The 18,239-nt window shown below is 44.3% G+C and carries 17 protein-coding genes and 1 tRNA gene; 9 read left to right on the top strand and 9 right to left on the bottom strand.

Annotated features, from left to right (window positions below):
- Window positions 1-208 precede the first annotated feature (208 nt).
- Window positions 209-282, bottom strand: a tRNA-Met gene (locus MoGM_RS02680).
- Between the two features lie 249 nt (window positions 283-531).
- On the opposite strand from MoGM_RS02680, the gene MoGM_RS02685 reads away from it, so the two are divergent.
- From MoGM_RS02685 to MoGM_RS02725, 9 genes are all read left to right on the top strand, one after another.
- Window positions 532-2,448, top strand: a complete 1,917-nt coding sequence (locus tag MoGM_RS02685) for an LptF/LptG family permease (RefSeq protein WP_104368670.1) — start codon at window positions 532-534, stop codon at window positions 2,446-2,448.
- A gap of 155 nt (window positions 2,449-2,603) precedes the next feature.
- Window positions 2,604-3,815 (top strand): bifunctional 3,4-dihydroxy-2-butanone-4-phosphate synthase/GTP cyclohydrolase II, encoded by a 1,212-nt coding sequence (locus MoGM_RS02690; protein ID WP_104368671.1) that lies wholly within the window; start codon window positions 2,604-2,606, stop codon window positions 3,813-3,815.
- A 119-nt stretch (window positions 3,816-3,934) separates the two neighbouring features.
- Window positions 3,935-5,128, top strand: coding sequence for a pyridoxal phosphate-dependent aminotransferase (locus MoGM_RS02695; protein WP_104368657.1), 1,194 nt, complete (start codon window positions 3,935-3,937; stop codon window positions 5,126-5,128).
- Between the two features lie 214 nt (window positions 5,129-5,342).
- Window positions 5,343-6,173, top strand: coding sequence for a MotA/TolQ/ExbB proton channel family protein (locus tag MoGM_RS02700; protein ID WP_104368658.1), 831 nt, complete (start codon window positions 5,343-5,345; stop codon window positions 6,171-6,173).
- Window positions 6,174-6,201: 28 nt separating this feature from the next.
- Entirely contained in the window at window positions 6,202-6,816 is a 615-nt protein-coding gene (locus MoGM_RS02705; protein ID WP_104368659.1) for a biopolymer transporter ExbD, read from the top strand.
- A gap of 3 nt (window positions 6,817-6,819) precedes the next feature.
- A complete protein-coding gene (locus tag MoGM_RS02710) occupies window positions 6,820-7,467 on the top strand; it encodes a biopolymer transporter ExbD (RefSeq protein WP_104368660.1) in 648 nt (215 codons plus the stop codon).
- Between the two features lie 32 nt (window positions 7,468-7,499).
- Entirely contained in the window at window positions 7,500-8,330 is an 831-nt protein-coding gene (locus MoGM_RS02715) for an energy transducer TonB (RefSeq protein ID WP_104368661.1), read from the top strand.
- 4 nt (window positions 8,331-8,334) lie between these two features.
- Window positions 8,335-9,297, top strand: coding sequence for a PstS family phosphate ABC transporter substrate-binding protein (locus MoGM_RS02720; RefSeq protein ID WP_104368662.1), 963 nt, complete (start codon window positions 8,335-8,337; stop codon window positions 9,295-9,297).
- Window positions 9,298-9,574: 277 nt separating this feature from the next.
- Entirely contained in the window at window positions 9,575-10,996 is a 1,422-nt protein-coding gene (locus tag MoGM_RS02725; protein ID WP_104368663.1) for a lipopolysaccharide assembly protein LapB, read from the top strand.
- Window positions 10,997-11,785: 789 nt separating this feature from the next.
- On the opposite strand, the gene MoGM_RS02730 is transcribed toward MoGM_RS02725, so the two are convergent.
- The 8 genes from MoGM_RS02730 to MoGM_RS02770 all read right to left on the bottom strand — a co-directional run bounded on the left by MoGM_RS02730 (window position 11,786) and on the right by MoGM_RS02770 (window position 18,055).
- Window positions 11,786-12,997: an MFS transporter gene (locus MoGM_RS02730; protein ID WP_104368664.1), complete on the bottom strand. Its 1,212-nt coding sequence runs from the start codon at window positions 12,995-12,997 to the stop codon at window positions 11,786-11,788.
- Window positions 12,998-13,080: 83 nt separating this feature from the next.
- Window positions 13,081-13,620, bottom strand: coding sequence for a prolyl-tRNA synthetase associated domain-containing protein (locus MoGM_RS02735; RefSeq protein WP_104368665.1), 540 nt, complete (start codon window positions 13,618-13,620; stop codon window positions 13,081-13,083).
- A gap of 1,206 nt (window positions 13,621-14,826) precedes the next feature.
- Window positions 14,827-15,795: a permease gene (locus MoGM_RS02745; RefSeq protein ID WP_104368666.1), complete on the bottom strand. Its 969-nt coding sequence runs from the start codon at window positions 15,793-15,795 to the stop codon at window positions 14,827-14,829.
- Window positions 15,796-15,840: 45 nt separating this feature from the next.
- Window positions 15,841-16,290, bottom strand: a complete 450-nt coding sequence (locus MoGM_RS02750) for an arsenate reductase ArsC (RefSeq protein WP_104368667.1) — start codon at window positions 16,288-16,290, stop codon at window positions 15,841-15,843.
- Complete coding sequence (locus MoGM_RS02755) at window positions 16,287-17,000, bottom strand: aromatic aminobenezylarsenical efflux permease ArsG family transporter (protein WP_104368668.1); 714 nt, start codon at window positions 16,998-17,000, stop codon at window positions 16,287-16,289. Before MoGM_RS02755 ends, MoGM_RS02750 begins: the two co-directional genes overlap by 4 nt.
- A gap of 9 nt (window positions 17,001-17,009) precedes the next feature.
- On the bottom strand, window positions 17,010-17,264 hold the full coding sequence (locus tag MoGM_RS13280; protein WP_233210140.1) for a nitrophenyl compound nitroreductase subunit ArsF family protein: 255 nt from the start codon (window positions 17,262-17,264) through the stop codon (window positions 17,010-17,012).
- Between the two features lie 163 nt (window positions 17,265-17,427).
- Entirely contained in the window at window positions 17,428-17,658 is a 231-nt protein-coding gene (locus tag MoGM_RS02765) for a thioredoxin family protein (RefSeq protein ID WP_104368669.1), read from the bottom strand.
- A 70-nt stretch (window positions 17,659-17,728) separates the two neighbouring features.
- Entirely contained in the window at window positions 17,729-18,055 is a 327-nt protein-coding gene (locus tag MoGM_RS02770; protein WP_025066930.1) for a helix-turn-helix transcriptional regulator, read from the bottom strand.
- Window positions 18,056-18,239: the final 184 nt, after the last annotated feature.

Below are 18,239 nucleotides of genomic sequence, written 5' to 3' on the forward strand. Positions count from 1 at the left end.
CCGCCCACCGGAAAAATCCGCTGACCCCTTTTTTCATTGTTTACGGCTGGTGTCAATCCTCTTACGATTATCGTTTTTTTTGTGGCTTATAAATCAGTTTTGATTTTTTTTTATTGAGCAAAAATATCAGGAAATGTAAGGCGGATGCTGTTTGTATGTGGAAAACAAAAAGGCGCTTACGTAACATGTAAGCGCCTTTAAATTGGTGTAGCGGGAGGGGGTCACGATCCCTCGACCTCCGGATTATGAATCCGACGCTCTAACCAGCTGAGCTATCCCGCCGTAATCGTTTAGCGGGTGCAAAGATAGTATAAAAAAATGAAACGGCAAAATTTTAGAGGAAATTTATTTGAATATAATAAAAAAAAGATTGTGTTGCCATTGTCTCGTGAAAGGTAAACAGACTCGTGGTCGTCTTAAAGAGGCATATTCACATTATTTTAATAAAAAACCGAAAAAATATATGTTCTCTGATATTTTTATGCTAATTTTGCAGGCTGATAAGTGCCAAGGCGCTGTTTTTTGATTGCAATGAAATTTCGTATTGGTAAGTTAGACATATTCATGGCCAGGCAGTTCGGACTGCTGTTTGTCGGCACGTTCTTCATCTGTCAGTTCGTGCTGATGATGCAGTTCTTGTGGAGATATGTTGATGAGTTGATAGGCAAAGGTCTGTCGGTAGATATACTTGCCCAGTTCTTTTGGTACATGGGTATTATGCTTGTGCCTCAGGCTCTCCCGCTGGCTATACTCCTGTCTTCGCTAATCACATTCGGAAACCTTGGTGAAAGTTCCGAGCTGACGGCTATCAAGGCTGCCGGAATATCGCTTTTACAGGCATCGCGCTCGCTGATTGTCATCGTGCTGGCGATCAGTTTCTGTTCTTTTTATTTCCAGAATGTCATCGGGCCTGACGCCAACAAATCATTCTCGCAGTTGCTGCTGTCTATGAAGCAGAAGAGTCCCGAGCTTGAAATACCGGAAGGCGTGTTCTATGATGGTATTCCAGGTAGCAATGTATACGTGCAGCGCAAGGATGTAGGCACGGGGATGCTCTATGGTGTGATGATATACCGGATGAACAGCGGCTATGAAGACGCGGCGATAATACTTGCCGACTCGGGCCGGTTACAGTCTACGGAAGAGAAAAAACACCTGTTGCTCACGCTGTATAGCGGCGAGTGGTTCGAGAATATGCAGTCACAGGATATGGCGGGAAGTGCCAGTGTGCCTTACCGCAGGGAGACATTCTTCACCAAACGGATGGTGCTTGACTTTGATGGCGATTTCAATATGGCTGATGTGGCGGGCATAGCTGGCGACGCTCGTTCGAAGAGTCTTGGGCGGATATATCATGACATTGATTCTATTGCCGAGTTCAATGACAGTGTGGGGCGGGCTTATTACATGGAGAACAAGCGCATGCAGGCGTATGGAATGGCGCTCGATAAGGCCGACTCGCTGCGGGCGCGCCGTGAGGCCGAGGCAGGGAAGGCTGACATTGACTCGGTGTTCGGGAAAATGACCGGCGACCAGAAGCTCGAAGTGGTCAAGAGCGCACTTTCAACAGTGCGCATGCGTGCGGCCGACATAGACATGAAGGGCGGCTACACCAACAGACTGAACAGAAACTACCGCAACCATCGCATTGAGGCGATAGGAAAGATCACGATGTCGCTCTCGTGCATCATCTTCTTTTTTATCGGTGCCCCGCTCGGCGCTATAATCCGCAAAGGAGGACTTGGTGTGCCGGTGATTATCTCGGTGCTCGTGTTCATCATATATTTCATATTCGAGAACTCGGGTATGAAGATGGCTCGAGACGAAGTGTGGACGGTATGGTTCGGAAAGTGGATTTCCACGATTGTGCTTGCTCCCCTGGCGGTGTTCTTCACATATAAGGCAAACAAAGATTCTACGGTTTTCAACATAGACATGTATATAAATTTCGTGCGCACTGCGCTCGGACTGCGCAATAAGCGCAATATATATAAGAAAGAGGTGATAATTGAAGACCCCGACTATGCGCGGGATGCCGGTAGGCTCATTCATATCAGTGACGAGATAGAGGGTTATTCGAATACGCACAACCTGCTGAAAGCGCCAAACCCGATAAGGGTGTTTTTCCGTGATGGCGATGACAGGCGCATAAGGGATATAAACGAAGAGTTGGAAGAGGTTATAGAAGACCTGTCGAATACGAGAGACAGGATAATACTAAATGAACTGAACAACTATCCGCTGATAGCCACCCACGCTCATACGCGTCCGTTCCGCCGAAAGGCTTTCAACATCATAACCGGACTTGTGCTCCCTCTGGGTGTGTTCTTCTATCTAAGGATGTGGCGCTTCCGTTTGCGTCTGCTCGGTGACCTGCGTGTGATCAGGCGCACTAACGAGGCTGTTGTGAAGAGGATAGAAGAGGCCTTCTCTGAAAAAGAGGGATAGTGGTAGTCCGGTGGGTGGTGCGGGAAGCGTCAACGGTTGATGGCAATGGAAAACGATAGGCAGATTTTTTGGAGAGAGTCAGGGTGTGTGGCGCTGATTGCCATGAGATGTTCCGCATTGTTCCTGTCTCCGAAATTAAATATAAGCAACGAATAATGGAAATATCAAGATTGAACAGAATAGAAGACGCTTTGGCGGATTTCAAGGAAGGAAAGTTTGTCATTGTCGTAGACGACGAGGACCGTGAGAATGAAGGTGACCTGATAATTGCGGCCGAGAAAATCACGGCCGAAAAAGTTAACTTCATGCTGAAGCATGCCCGCGGAGTGCTCTGCGCGCCGGTGACGTTGTCGCGTTGTGCAGAACTCGACCTGCCGCATCAGGTGGAGGATAACACGTCAGTGCTCGGAACACCGTTCACGGTGACGATAGACAAGCTCGAAGGGTGCAGTACGGGCGTGTCCGCGCATGATAGGGCGGCTACCATAAAAGCGCTGGCTGATCCCGAATCCAAACCGACGACATTCGGACGTCCAGGTCATATAAACCCGCTTTATGCACAGGATAATGGTGTGCTGCGTCGCAGCGGGCATACCGAGGCAAGCATAGACCTGTGCCGGTTGGCCGGTCTCTATCCGGCGGCGGCGTTGATGGAGATAATGAACGATGACGGTACCATGGCACGGTTGCCGGAATTGATTGAAATGGCGAAAGAGTTTGATTTAAAACTTATATCCATAAAAGACCTGATTGAATACAGGTTGAAGACGGAGTCGCTCATCGAGGTGGGCAACAAGGTAAGCATGCCCACTGAATACGGTGACTTCAAGCTCGTGCCTTTCAGGCAGATAAGCAACGGGCTTGAACACATGGCGCTTATAAAAGGTGAGTGGGACGAGAATGAACCGATACTCGTGCGAGTTCACTCCTCGTGTGCCACTGGCGACATTCTGGGCAGTAAGCGATGTGACTGCGGCGAGCAGTTGCACAGGGCGTTGCGCATGATTGAGGCCGAAGGCAAAGGCGTGCTGATATATATGCAGCAGGAAGGCCGTGGAATAGGTCTGATGAATAAGATCGCTGCTTATAAGTTACAGGAAGAGGGATATGATACCGTGGATGCCAACGTTCATCTTGGCTTTAAGCCCGATGAGCGCGACTACGGGTGCGGCGCACAGATGTTGCGCAAACTCGGAGTGCATAAGATGCGCCTGATGACCAACAACCCTGTGAAGCGTGTAGGGCTCGAAGCATACGGACTGGAAATAGTGGAGAACGTGCCCATTGAGATTACACCGAACGAATATGACTATAAGTACTTGCAGACCAAGAAAGAGCGCATGGGGCACACACTGAACCTCAGCTGACATGCCTATGGATGTTGATTTATAGTGTAATAAGGTTAAAAAGAAAAAGAAATCTTTCAGAAGAAAGAATAAAATTATTAATTTTGCAGTTATTATAAATAAGTAATATATACTAAATTATGGCACAATTATCTGATCGCTTGCAAAGACTTGCCCCCTCGGCAACACTGGCTATGTCGCAAAAAAGCTCTGAAATGAAAGCAGCCGGCATAGATGTTATTAACATGAGTGTCGGTGAGCCTGACTTTAATACGCCCGAACACATAAAAGAGGCGGCGAAAAAGGCCATTGACGATAATTATTCAAGATATTCGCCCGTGCCTGGATACGCCGACTTGCGTGAGGCCGTGGCAGCCAAACTGAAAAACGAGAACGGGCTCGACTACTCGGCATGCGAGATACTTGTATCTAACGGAGCGAAGCAAAGCGTCTGCAACGCTCTTATGGCACTCGTCAATGACGGAGACGAGGTTATAATACCGGCGCCTTACTGGGTCTCGTATCCGCAGATGGCGAAGCTCGCCGGCGGTGAACCGGTAATCATTGAGGCCGGTTTCGAGCAAGATTTTAAAATCACTCCCGAACAGCTCGAAGCCGCTATTACCCCCAAGACAAAGATGCTCATACTGTGCTCGCCGAGCAACCCGACCGGAAGCGTATACTCGAAAGAAGAGTTGGGCAGACTGGCTGAAGTGATTTTGAAGCATGATGACGTGTTTGTGATTGCCGATGAGATATATGAGCACATCAATTATGTGGGCAAGCATGAGAGCATAGCGCAGTTTGACGGCATGAAGGAGCGTACAATAATAGTGAACGGCGTGTCTAAAGCGTATGCTATGACAGGCTGGCGTATAGGTTATATAGCCGCTCCGGAGTGGATTGTGAAAGGTTGTAACAAGTTGCAAGGACAGTATACGAGCGGTCCGTGCTCTGTCAGCCAGAAAGCGGCTCAGTATGCTTACGAGGCAGAGCAGGCGTGTGTGGAAGACATGCGGAAGGCGTTCGAGCGTCGTAGGGATCTTATCGTGTCACTTGCCAAAGACATTCCGGGACTTGAAGTGAACGTGCCGCAGGGAGCATTCTACCTGTTCCCGAAGTGCAGCAGTTTTTACGGAAAGAAAGCCGGTGGGAAGATTGTTGAAAACTCTTCCGATTTGGCTCTCTACCTGCTTGAAGAAGGTCATGTGGCTACGGTGGGCGGTGATGCGTTCGGTGATCCGGACTGCTTCCGTATGAGCTATGCCACAAGCGATGACAATATCAGGGAAGCTATGTCACGTATAAAAAATGCGCTGGCAAAACTGTGTTAGTGAAAAAGCAAAAAGAATATTTCGGTCTCTGTTTTTTACAAATGATAGGTTAAAAGATATTAATCAACCTTGTGGTAAGCATTATTTTGCTATCTTTGCGGGTAGATTAAGACGGAAAACATGAGTTTGCCGATGATTTCGGTGCTTTAAAAACTAATCGTGAATATAACAAACTTAAATTTATAAATAACTAAAAAATTAAAATTATTAAATTATGGCAACAACAAAAAAAGCTGCAGCCCCGGCTAAGAAAGCGGGCTTCGGAGGTATTAAGAACGCATTTTGGATTCTTGTAATATGCTGTATAGCTGCATATTCTTTCTATTTCCTCGTTCTCGGTAATCCGGACAACTTCGTTGGAGGTGACACTGCCGGACATCCAGCAAACCTTATGGGTACCGTATATAAGGGAGGTATCGTTGTGGGTATCATCCTTACATTGCTTCTTTCTGTTATCTGTCTCGGTGTGGAGCGTTTCTTCGCCTTGAAGTCCGCATTCGGCACAATGAGCCTGCCTAAGTTCACGGCACAAGTTAAGGTTTTGATAAAGGAAGGTAAGTTTGATGAGGCTAAGGCTCTTTGCGACAAGATGAAGGGTTCGGTGGCTAACGTTGTGTCAGCTTCTATTGCTGCTTACAAGGACGTTGAGAACAACAACACAATGAAGAAAGCGCAGAAGATCGCCAAGATACAGCAGGCTCACGAAGAGGCTACACAGCTTGAAATGCCTACACTGCAGATGAACTTGCCTATCGTAGCTACAATCGTTACTTTGGGTACTCTTACCGCTCTGTTCGGTACTGTGTTGGGTATGATCAACTCGTTCCAGGCTCTGTCAAGCGGTGGTGGCGCTGACTCTATGGCTCTTTCTGCCGGTATTTCTGAGGCCCTTGTGAACACTGCTTCTGGTATTTTGACATCTTGGTTCGCCGTTGTTATCTATAACTTCTTCACAAACAAGATTGACAAACTTACTTACGCTCTCGACGAGGTTGGTTACACTATCGCTACAACTTACGACGTTAACCACACAGACGAGGCTTAATTGTTTTACCTTTTAATTAATTTATATAATGGGTAAAATAAAAATACAGAAAAAGGACATCTGGATAGACATGACCCCGATGTCTGACGTGATGACACTGCTTCTGTGCTTCTTTATGTTGACATCAACATTCTTGCAGCCGGAACCTGTGCAGGTCAACACGCCAAGCTCGGTGTCAGAGGTCAAAGTGCCGGAAAACAATGTCTTGAATATTCTTGTAAGTCCGAAAGGACAGATATTCATAGGCACTGATAATAAGAACGACATGAACGCGATGCTCCAGACTGTTACCGATAAATTCGGCGTGACGCTGAACGGAACGCAGTTGAAGCACTTCAAGGAGGAATCCATGGTGGGAGCGCCGATGAATGTCCTGGCAGAGTACCTCAGTCTTGATCCGGAGAAAATGACTGAAGAAATTCAGAAACTCGGTATCCCCACCGACAGCATTAACGGCGGTTATAGTGAGTTTCAAGAGTGGGTTAAGGCCGCTCGTGATGCAAATCCCGACATTAAGATCGCAATCAAGTGCGATGCGAAGACACCTTATAAGGTCGTAAAGAAGATGATGTCGGAACTTCAGGATATGGACGAGAACCGTTATCAACTTATCACAAATCTTAAAACGTCAGCGGAGGATTAATGTATGGCTAAAAAGAAAGCAAGCAAGCAGAAAAAGATGAACACCAGGGTCGACTTTACCCCTATGGTGGACATGATGATGCTTCTTATCACGTTCTTTATGCTTTGTACCACTCTTAGCAAGCCGCAGGCTATGCAGCTGACCATGCCGAGTAGTGACAAGAACATAGAGAAAGAGGATAAGTCGGTGACAAAGGCTTCTCATACAATTACTGTTTATCTTGGTGCAAACGACAAGATTTATTATATAGCGGGACTGCCGCAGTATGACAATCCCGATTGCATCAAGGAGACAAGTTGGGGAAAAGACGGTATCCGCAAGGTGCTGATCCAGCATACAACTGAGGAGGGTATCAATCCTGTTGCCCGTATCATGCAGGCAAAGCAGAAATTGGATGAGAGAAAGCTCGCATATAATTCGAAAATGACTGATGCCGAATACCAGAAAGAACTTGAGGAGTTGAAGAAGGGTAATATTGCCGGTGAGAAGATACCTACTCTGACCATCATTATCAAACCTTTGGATACTGCTAACTATAATAATATGGTTGAGGCTCTTGACGAGATGCAGATTTGCAGTATTGGTAAGTATGTCATCGACAAGATTAATCCTGACGATCAGAAACTTCTTGATACAAAGGGTATAAAGTAATCGGTGACTAACAATTAAAAAACAGAAGAACTATGTCGAAAATAGATCTAATAGACAATAACTGGGTCGACCTCGTCTTTGAAGGCAAGAATAAGAAATATGGAGCTTATCAGTTACGTAAGGACACGGGTAAGCGAAATGTTAAAGCGATGATTCTTGTTTTTGCGACAATCATAACAATTATGGTTGCTCTGTGGGCGAAGGTTGCCATTGAGAATGCTTTACCGAAGAAGGTTGCCATTGAGACTGATGTTGAGTTGTCTCAGTTGGCAAAGAAGAAAGAAGCTAAGGTTGAGCGTAAGGAACCGGTTAAGGTAGAGATGGAACAGAAAGTCGTAGAGAAGGTGAAGAGTTCTGTGAAGTTCACCGCTCCTGAAATCAAGAAGGACGATGAGGTTAAGCCGGAAGACGAGCTTAAATCACAGGATGAACTCGCCAAAACCACAACTGCTATCGGTTCTTTCGATGTTAAAGGTAATGATGAGTCGGAAGGTGAAGTGTTGAAAGCCAAGGAGGTTATCGCACAGGAACTTCCGAAAGAAGAAGAGAAAGTGTTCGATGTCGTTGAGCAGATGCCTTCATTCCCTGGAGGTCCTCAGGCACTGTTCGAATATCTTTCAAAGAACATCAAATATCCTGCTGTCGCAGAAGAGAATGGAGTGCAAGGCCGTGTAATCGTGACGTTCGTTGTTGAGCGCGACGGTTCGATCACAGACGTGAAGGTTATCAAGTCGGTTGACCCGTCACTTGATAAAGAAGCGTCACGCGTGGTTAAAGGTATGCCACATTGGATTCCCGGTAAGCAGAACGGTTCTGCGGTACGTGTGAAATACACGGTACCTGTTACTTTCACATTGCAATAAAAGCATGAGAAACGGAATATTCAATTTTATAATTGGATTAACTTTAATTTTAGGCTTGGCTTTGTCATGCAAAGACAAGCCTAAAAACGGTAGAACGGATACTTATTCATCAGGGACGATTAAATTCGTCTCTGATGAAAGTTTCTGTCCTATTATAGAGGAGGAGATAGAGGTATTTCAAAGCATATATCCCGATGCAAAGGTTATACCTCAATATACAAATGAACTTGATGCCGTTAACATGTTGATGAGAGGAAAGACATGCCTGGTAATCACGACACGAAAATTTACCGAGCGGGAATTTAAAAACCTGAAAGACAGGAAGTTTTTGCCGGTAGCCATCCCCTTGGCATACGACGGGTTGGCGTTGATAGTAAATAATACCAACCCCGACACTATAATATCCATAAAGGATTTGAGGCTTATATTGAGCGGAAAGGTATCAAAATGGGAAAAGTTATATCCCGGTTCGAAGTTGGGGGATATTGAGGTCGCTTTCGATAATAAGCAGTCGAGTACGGTGCATTTCTGTGTAGACTCTTTGCTTGGGGGGCGCCCGATAAACAGTCCCAATATATATGCGGTAAATAAGTCTGCAGAGGTTATAGACTTTGTCGAAAAACATCCTAATTCCATTGGAATAATAGGATCCAATTGGCTTAATGACAAGCGTGATACGACAAATGTCACATTTAAGAGGAATATAAGAGTAATGGCGGTAAGCAAGATACATCCGGCTACTGTTGAAAGCAGTTGGAAACCTTACCAGTTCTATCTATATAACGGCAATTATCCATTGGTACGCACTATTTATGCCCTTCTGAACGATCCGTATCATGGGTTACCGTGGGGATTTACAAATTTCATCGCGGCCGATCATCGCGGCCAGCTTATTATTCATAAAGCGGGTCTGTTGCCTTATAGGGCAAATATGGCGGTGCGTGAGGTGTTTGTAAACAATGAATAGAGGATTGTTGTAAATTTAAGCGGGTGCGGAAAGGCTTTTATCAAAACATATCTTGGTTCAGACATGATTAATGATGTTTATAAAGCCAAGGTGATTTAATTTAAAGTTCTGAAGGCATTATTATAGTAACAAAGTGGTAATGATTATTGAAATGGCCGGAACAGTTTATTTATTTGTTGTAAGGTTGCTGGTGTAGAATTGATGATAGGATAATACTTTGTCATGTTATGAAGAGCTTGATGAGATGAAAATAAAGTAAAAATAAAAACAATTTGATATGAAAACATTTAAGTATCTATTAGTTGGAGCCATGTTGATGGGATTAGGTATGCCCGCTATGGCTCAGGATGCGAAGGCACAGGTTGATGAAATCACGAAAGTAATAAAGAGCAATCCGGCTGATTTGGCCGATCAGGTAAAAGCCGTGTATAAGAAAAACAAGAAGAACGCTCCTGTCCTTCTCGGTATCGGTCGTGCTTACTATGAGGTTAAAGACACTGTGAATGCACGTCTGTATGCGGAATATGCCCGTAAGGCAGATTCTAAATACAGTCCTGTGTATATTCTTCTCGGTGACTTGGAGGCTCTCAACAGTGATGGCGGCAATGCTGCCGTACAGTATCAGCAGGCAATATATTTCGATCCGAAAAATCCGGAGGCTTATTATAAGTATGCGAGTGTATACCGCAAGGTGAGCCCCGCCGAGGCTGTTGCCAAGTTGGAGGAGTTGCGTACACACCGCCCTGATATTGCCGTTGATGCCCTGGCAGGCCGTATATATTATTCTTCCAATAAGTTTGATGATGCCATCCGTTGCTATTCAAAGGTTGACATGAACAACATGGAAGAAGTTGACCTTACCGATTACGCCATGTCTCTTTGGTTCACGCAGAAATACGACAAGAGCCTGGAGGTCGCTAAGTTCGCTCTGACAAAGCAGCCTCGTGATGCCGGCTTTAACCGTTTGGCATTCTTCAACAGCACCGACCTCAAAGACTATGACAATGCGTTGATGTATGCTGATGCTTTGTTCAATAAGTCAGATAGTGCAAAGTTCTCATATTTTGACTACACATACTACGGAAATGCTTTAAGTGGAGCCAAGAAGTATGTGGAGGCCATCGAGATGTACAAGAAAGCTCTTGGACAAGAGATTACCGATAAGTCAAAGCGTGCCGGTGTCATCAAGCAATTGGCTGACGGTTATAAGCAGAATGACGATTATGCCAATGCGATTAAGACATACGAGGAGTTCCTGAAATTCGTGGATGCGCCTTCCGCTACCGATATTGCCGGTCTTGCTCAGCTTTATACACAGTATGCGAACACTTTGCAGGATGAAGCAAAGATGGAAACTTTCAAGAAAGCCGAGGGCGTATATGACGATATGGAGCAGAAGTTCCCGGCTGCCGTTGAGTATACAACGTTCATGAAGGCGCGTGTAAACTCTTACATGGATCCGGAGACAAAAGACGGTAAGGCAAAGCCGTATTATGAGAAATTGGCAGGCATGATTGAGCCGAAAGCAGAGAAAGACGCTGCTGACAAAGCCCGTCTCGTTGAGTGTTACAGGTATCTGGGCTACTATACATTGCTGCAAGACGACAAGGAAGGAGCTGATGTATATTGGAAAAAGATACTCGAACTTGATCCGGACAATACCATTGCAAAGCAGGCTTTGGGCATCGCTGACAAATAATTATACCCTTATAATCAATTGAGAGGAGATCCGACCGGGTCTCCTCTTTTTATATTTTAGAGTATTGATTATATTTGCTTGCAGCAAACATTTTCATTTTTATTGGTGTCCGGTAAAACGCGCCTTACTTTTGCAACATCCACCAACATATAAGCGCATGAACTTCGTCAGAATGGCTATATAAAGGTCATATATGCCATTTTCTTGTGATTTCAGTGTTCCTATACAGCGGTTACATCAGCTATCCGACAAACAGAATGGCGGAAAATATATTGAAAAATTTTACCGGACACCAATATTTCATTTTATGGTATTGAGGGCACTGTTTTTATCGGTTTTGAGTATTGCGATGAAGTGGCGGTATCGTCTGTATGCGGTGTCATCGGTATTATTATACAGATAGGAAAAATACTTTTATTCCATCGTTTATGGTCTGTTTGTTTATGCTATTGGCCGCATCTTGCGGCTTTTAGGCATGTTTGGAATGTTCGTGAAAATTATTCATTATCCGTTTGTCCCGTTTGTTGTCTTTTCATTTCCATTAGGCAATATTCCCTATTCATGCCTGTTTACAGGCAATCAATTACAATATGTCTTTTGGTAAAAACTTCCCGTTCTTGCCGTATGTGTTTCCAGTCCGGCCTGCCGCCGGACTTGTCATGTGCTGTTGTGTGCCGATACGTTGCTTCGCAGCATGATGCCAGCCGGATAACAACAACGGTTATGATTGAAAACCGCAATCACGTGCGGTGGCAGGAAGTGGGCGTTACGTCTATGTTTAATACCTGTTTACAATTCTTTTCGTTTAGGGTCTATGTTTGGCAGAAAGCCTGTAATCGCACCTAAAAGCGGAAGCAATGTGCTGATTTGAAATATAAACCGCACGCTTGTCTTATCGGCCAGCCAACCGAAGAACGCCGACCCGAGGCCACCCAGCCCGAACATCAGGCCGAAGAACACCCCGGCGATCATTCCCACCTTGTCTGGCATCATGTCTGTGGCATATACGAGTATGGCCGAGAATGCCGATGATATGATAAGGCCGATTATGACAGAGAGCAGTATTGTCGCCGTCTGTCCGACATAGGGGAGTAACAGCGTGAACGGCGCGGCACCGAGAATAGATACCCAGATAACATATTTGCGCCCGATGCGGTCGCCCAACGGGCCGCCCAGAAATGTTCCGGCAGCCGAGGCGGCGAGAAACGCGAAGAGAGCGTACTGGGCTCCTTGCACCGTCATGGCAAACTTATCCATCAGAAAGAATGTGAAGTAGTTTGTCATCGACGCTATATAGAAATATTTTGAGAAAACCAGTATGCCGAGAATGAGGAGTGCCGTGCGTACTGTCCGTTTCGATAGACGGGGTGTCTCCTTGGTGGCGGCCGCATGGTTTCGGGATGCGAAATACAACTGCTGCCTGTACCAGTTACCGATGCGGACAAGTATGAAGATAGCCAGCAGCGCGGCCAGCGCGAACCAGCCTATCGCACCCTGCCCGAATGGTATTACTACCAGTGCGGCGAGCAACGGCCCCATGGCGCTCCCTGCGTTCCCGCCCACCTGAAAGATGGATTGAGCCAGTCCTTTGCGCCCTCCCGAGGCAATCTGTGCCACACGTGATGATTCGGGATGGAATACCGATGAGCCGCAGCCGATCAGTCCCACTGCCGTCAGAATCCACCCTAATGACGAGGCGGCCGCAATAGTCAAAAGACCGGCGAGCGTGAAACACATTCCGATGGCAAGCGAGTAAGGTCGCGGCCGTTTGTCGGCAAGGCGGCCGGCGACGGGTTGCAACAGTGATGACGCAAGCTGGAAAACCAAGGTTATCACTCCAATCTGGGCGAACGTGAAGCCGAATTTCTCTTTCAGTAAGGGATATACAGCCGGAATCACCGACTGCATCATGTCGTTTAGCAGATGGGCGAAGCCTATGGCCAGCAAAACCGAGTAGGCAGTATGATGTTTCGTTGCCCTATGGAATTCATTATTTTTCATTTCCGTTGTCCGGTATAATTAAACTCATTTTTATCTTATTATCATTCAATCTGGATTATGTGTTCAATATCATGATACGTTTTTCATGTTCTTAAATCAGCCGCAGGCTCGTCTTGATTATCTCCTCGAGTGTCTTCTATTTCCGTTGTCCTTACCTCGTTTCCATGTTCTTTTATTATGCGTATCAGGTCTTCCGTCCGAAGCGTGATTGTGGCCGTATTGTCGTTCGGGTGAACACCGATTAGAGCAGGAGCGTCCGTGAAATCATTGTCAATGAGCAGGCACACTCTGCGTTCACGGTCGTTTAGAAGTCCGAGGGGTGACACAGAACCGGCAACGAGGTCCAACAGTCTTCTTATCTTGTATTTGTCGGCCAATGCCAGGCGGCGTGTTCCGTTGCTGCGCCTGATTTCTTTCAGGTTTATCCGTTTTTCTCCTTTAACGGTTATGAGGTAATATCGCTCCTTCTTGTCGTCGCGTACAAATATATTTTTGGCGATGATATCGGCTTGCTGTAATCCCGTATCGGCAAGTTCATCCATGTTGTACACCGGCTTATGCTCTGTTGCCTCATAGCTTATGTTCCGCGTTTTCAGATAGTCGTATATAGCCTGTTTGTCCATAAAAATCTTTCAATGACATTTTCCGGACGGCAAAGATAATAAAAGTTTCAGTCAGTGTAAATGTCGAGCCGCCTTTTTTAGTCGTTTTACCCTGTGATCATACACAATCATATCTGTTTACATCATGATTTGTAAATTTTAGATCATAAAAAAACGACTTTGTTTTTTCTCATTCTACGTTGACGGACACGATATGGGTTGCGATACATTGGCTGACGGAATATGCGTCGGCAACAATATTTTATTGTTTTTTCCGCAACGGGATACTCGTTGGAGTGTGATTGGTTGGTAGTTGCATTGCGTTTAGCGTCCCGTTGGAAGACAACGGGACGCTAAACGCAATGCAATTGGATGCTTATTGTGGAAGACTGTGCAGGTTGATGTTCCCGGATTGGCAGGAAAAATGTTTATAGTCAAGGTATTTGGTTGAAATACAGATGGTTATGTGGAAGAGCTTAAAACTCGCGTATTTTCGCCCACCGCATTTTAATTTTGAAACAAGCAAAATATGAACGGCTTTTTGTAATATTAATTCTGAGTGCGTACCGTGTGGCCGTAGATTGTTTCCAAATCCTGTAAGCAATTATTTGTTATTTGGGGGATTATTTATGAGCATTCCGACGCCCCACAAGTAATTTACTTCTACAGCATCACAGCTGTCACGTGGTATTGCAATCGCCGCATGGCTTCATCCCAACGTTTGCCGGTGTTATTGAAAGCGGAAACATTCCTCAAAGCGATGGACGGGAAAATCAAGAACATTCGCGTCGAATACAGGGACAACAAATTATGGAGTGCCCCCTCCCGGCCGGTTTCGGTAACGAATAGTAATCAAGGTATTGCCAAACAGAAATCACAATTGCGGAAATACATTGAGCCAAGGAAGAGGATTATCCCCGTCTCGTTGAAAACACATAAAGATTGAAGCCCTGAAAATCGCCGGCATGGAAAATATGCCCATTACAAGGCGATGGAACATATCCTCGAGTACGAACACATCGACCTGCTCGTCAAACCCGTTTCAAGGAGATACTCCTGATTCGGCAAGTGGGCAATACATACTCCGAGCGCTATTGATAGCAATCGGAAGTAGATAATATGAACTAATGTAAATTAAAATTTAGTCATCAAATTGGGTGGCGAAATATATGTATACTAAGAAGAGTTTGTACATAAGGAAGTCATACTTCCACTTTGCCTTTTATCTCACAATACCGCGTTATACAAATATCCCAAAACGATAATAAACAAAGTTATCAGTCCAAAGAAGACACCAACCAAACGCCATGTCATTACTTTCTTTAACAACGTGGCTTCGGGAAGTGAAAGCCCGACTACAGCCATCATAAAAGCGATAGCCGTTCCTATAGGGACGCCTTTAGCTACAAAAACTTCAATCACAGGCACTATTCCTGCTGTATTGGCATACATCGGAACTGCCAGGATTACCGAAAGAGGAACCGCAAACCAGTTTTCCTTGGACATATACTGCTCAAAAAATCCTTCAGGCACATAACCGTGCATAAAAGCGCCGATACCAATGCTAAGAATAATATACAAAAGTACTCCTTTGACAATCCCACATGCTTCTTGTATGATAACTGGTAGTCGTCTAAAAATCGGAGTGCGCTCTTTTTCCCATGTTCCTGAGCCGGAAGTTGGATTTTGCTGAATTTGTTTTACCCACTCACTCAAATAAGGTTCTAATTTCATCTTGCCCAAGATAAATCCGCCTGCCATACCTAACAGAATACCGCTAATCACATAGATAGAGGTAATGCGTAACCCGAAAGTGCCGATAAACATGGCAACAGCAACCTCATTTACCAAAGGCGAGGTTATCAGATAGGCGAATGTCACTCCCAAAGGAATGCCCCCTTTCACAAATCCGATAAACAGCGGTATGGAAGAACAGGAACAGAACGGGGTAATAGCACCAAATAAGGCTGCAAAGAAATATTGCAATCCATATAGTTTACGAGAGGTCAAATAATTGCGCAGACGTTCTATCGGGAAATAGGCATTTATAATGCCCATTATCACGCTGATGAAAAATAATAATATCAAGATCTTTATCGTATCGTAAAAGAAGAAGTTTATAGCTTCTCCTAAAGATGTTGAAGCATCCAAACCGAAGATGTCATACACCAGCCAATCTGCAAATCTTTGTATCATAATCTTATTATTGTTTTGAATAACACGAACATATTACCTAAAAAATCATCGGTTACAAGCACATTTGGGCAGCTCTTGTTTTTTTATCTCCATAATGTAGAATTTTGTAAATTCATTCTTGATTTCATTACGCACTCTTTCAAATTCGCTTCTGATGAAGTCCGTTGTCCCTATTGCTTCCGAGGGGTCATCAAAACCAATATGCAACCGTTTCCCTACATTGCCCTCAAAAGCCGGACACGTTTCGTTAGCACTACCGCATACTGTTATCACATAATCCCATGTATCACTTAAATAAGCAGTTACATTGGTAGGAATATGCTTACTTATATCAATGCCAACTTCTGCCATTGTCTTAACAGCCAAAGGATTAACTTTCTCAGCCGGATGCGTACCAGCGGAATACACTTGTATATTCTTGTCAAACGATTGCAGGAAACCATGCGCCATTTGGCTGCGACAGCTATTTCCTGTACATAAAATTAAGATTTTCATATTATACCCAAATTTATCAATCCATAATAAATGCCAACCAAAATAAACAGTATAGCTACCATGTTATTAAACCACTTCTGAAAAGTCTGCACACGGTTATAAAACTTTCCTATCCCTGCTACACTGTATGCCAAAATCCAAGCGACAAGCATAACAGGAAGCCCTGTTGCCAATGCAAAAATGACAGGTAGCAAATATCCATTACTTTCCATAGCCGACATGGGAATAAGCATGCCAAAATAAAATAGCCCACTTGTCGGACAAAACGCCATGGCAAACAATATCCCCAGCAACAAACTACCCCATGAGCCTTTTAGTTTTTCTGTCTTTTCAGTAGCGGAAAATCCGACCTTGGGTAACTGCAATTTATCACCGAACAGCATAAACAGACCTGTCAAAATCAAAGCCGGAGCAAGCAGCTGTTCTCCCCATTCGCTGATACCTTTTTGTATGGCAAACATATCAGCGCCCTTTCGGAGTATTGCGATAAGTATTGCGCCTGATGCAGAATAAGCCAATACACGTCCTAAAGTGTATAGAATGCCATTTGTAAATATCCGGTTACGGTTATTTATATCTTTACTGATAAATCCTATGGCGGTAATGTTGGTAGCCAATGGGCAAGGACTTACAGCAGTCAACAGACCGAGCAGAAAAGCGGTAATAATAGGTATCTCGCTATTATCCAGCCATGTTTGTAGGTATTCCATAAAACTGTATTATTTTAGCAACTGGTTGATTTTTTGTTTTAATCCTTTCTTGAAAGCCGATGTGTTGTTTCGGGCATTCTGAAAACCAAAGCGTGTCATGTCGTTACGTTCTTCTTTACCGTTCTTCCATTTATTAACATAAAGAGATGGCCAACTTACACGATATTTCTCCGCCAGCTTTTCGCCTTCGGGAGTTGAAGTGTCTGTTTCTTTGAAACGTAGTTTACCATTTTTGACCAATTCTGCCAAATCTGCATTGACCACTTCTTTCGTGTATTTCTCAATGGCTTTGCAAGTTACACAACGTTGTTTCCCCCATGAAAATAAAGAACTTCCACATAGGTGTCTGCGGTAATCTGAGCCATTCCCAAAATAGAAAACAAACAAGCAATGGTAAGGAATAAAAAGCGTTTCATCATAATCTGATTTACTTGGTTAATACATCTTTTACTTCTTTGGCAGAAAGTTTGCCCTTTGCCACAACCTTACCGTCAACAACGAGAGCAGGAAGCGTCATTACATTGTATTCCATGATCTTCATCAAATCTTCTTCTTTGGTCACTACCGCATCCAATGTTAATTCTTTTACTACTTGTTCAACTGTCGCATACAGAGCCTTACAGCCAGCACAACCTGTTCCTAATACTTTAATTTCCATAATTTATAAATTTATTATATTAAACGTAATTCGTAAAACAACGAACATTAATATTAAAAAAAGGGGATTATCAGCAACACTCCCCCGATTTGCATATACATTGCCCGAAAAACTCCTTAAAGAGTTCACGAGCCAATTGCCAATTCTCTCGGTTGATACAGTATTTCACTTTAGGCGTTTCAACCTCTCCCTGTATAAGCCCCGCATCTTTCAACTCTTTCAGGTGCTGTGACACGGTAGCTTTGGCAATGGGAAGTTCTTCGTGAATATCCCCAAAATAACACGTTTTCTGCTTTGCCAAAAAGTGCATAATGGCAATTCGGGCAGGATGTCCCAATGCTTTGGCGAATCTTGCCAACTGTTCCTGCGTAACTGTATAATCTTTCTTTTCTTCCATATCGTGAATATTGTTCGCAAATATACGAACAATATCTCAACAAACAACAAGATTTCCATTTTTTAACAAACTACAATATATGATTTTATATTCTCGCTAAAGGAACAGAACATTTTTTAGTCAACAAAGTTCGGGTCAGCGGATTTTTCCGGTGGGCGGGAGAGAGTATCAAGAGTATAATGTG

The organism is Prevotella sp. MGM1 (assembly GCF_002933775.1).
Lineage (GTDB): Bacteria > Bacteroidota > Bacteroidia > Bacteroidales > Bacteroidaceae > Prevotella.

Excerpts from the sequence above, each read along its gene's own strand:
- MoGM_RS02725 (WP_104368663.1), top strand. The coding sequence starts at position 9,575 with ATGAAAACATTTAAGTATCTATTAGTTGGAGCCATGTTGATGGGATTA.
- MoGM_RS02765 (WP_104368669.1), bottom strand. The coding sequence starts at position 17,658 with ATGGAAATTAAAGTATTAGGAACAGGTTGTGCTGGCTGTAAGGCTCTG.
- MoGM_RS02750 (WP_104368667.1), bottom strand. The coding sequence starts at position 16,290 with ATGAAAATCTTAATTTTATGTACAGGAAATAGCTGTCGCAGCCAAATG.
- MoGM_RS02695 (WP_104368657.1), top strand. The coding sequence starts at position 3,935 with ATGGCACAATTATCTGATCGCTTGCAAAGACTTGCCCCCTCGGCAACA.
- MoGM_RS02770 (WP_025066930.1), bottom strand. The coding sequence starts at position 18,055 with ATGGAAGAAAAGAAAGATTATACAGTTACGCAGGAACAGTTGGCAAGA.
- MoGM_RS02710 (WP_104368660.1), top strand. The coding sequence starts at position 6,820 with ATGGCTAAAAAGAAAGCAAGCAAGCAGAAAAAGATGAACACCAGGGTC.
- MoGM_RS02735 (WP_104368665.1), bottom strand. The coding sequence starts at position 13,620 with ATGGACAAACAGGCTATATACGACTATCTGAAAACGCGGAACATAAGC.
- MoGM_RS02690 (WP_104368671.1), top strand. The coding sequence starts at position 2,604 with ATGGAAATATCAAGATTGAACAGAATAGAAGACGCTTTGGCGGATTTC.
- MoGM_RS02685 (WP_104368670.1), top strand. The coding sequence starts at position 532 with ATGAAATTTCGTATTGGTAAGTTAGACATATTCATGGCCAGGCAGTTC.
- MoGM_RS02755 (WP_104368668.1), bottom strand. The coding sequence starts at position 17,000 with ATGGAATACCTACAAACATGGCTGGATAATAGCGAGATACCTATTATT.
- MoGM_RS02730 (WP_104368664.1), bottom strand. The coding sequence starts at position 12,997 with ATGAAAAATAATGAATTCCATAGGGCAACGAAACATCATACTGCCTAC.
- MoGM_RS02745 (WP_104368666.1), bottom strand. The coding sequence starts at position 15,795 with ATGATACAAAGATTTGCAGATTGGCTGGTGTATGACATCTTCGGTTTG.
- MoGM_RS02700 (WP_104368658.1), top strand. The coding sequence starts at position 5,343 with ATGGCAACAACAAAAAAAGCTGCAGCCCCGGCTAAGAAAGCGGGCTTC.
- MoGM_RS02715 (WP_104368661.1), top strand. The coding sequence starts at position 7,500 with ATGTCGAAAATAGATCTAATAGACAATAACTGGGTCGACCTCGTCTTT.
- MoGM_RS02720 (WP_104368662.1), top strand. The coding sequence starts at position 8,335 with ATGAGAAACGGAATATTCAATTTTATAATTGGATTAACTTTAATTTTA.
- MoGM_RS02705 (WP_104368659.1), top strand. The coding sequence starts at position 6,202 with ATGGGTAAAATAAAAATACAGAAAAAGGACATCTGGATAGACATGACC.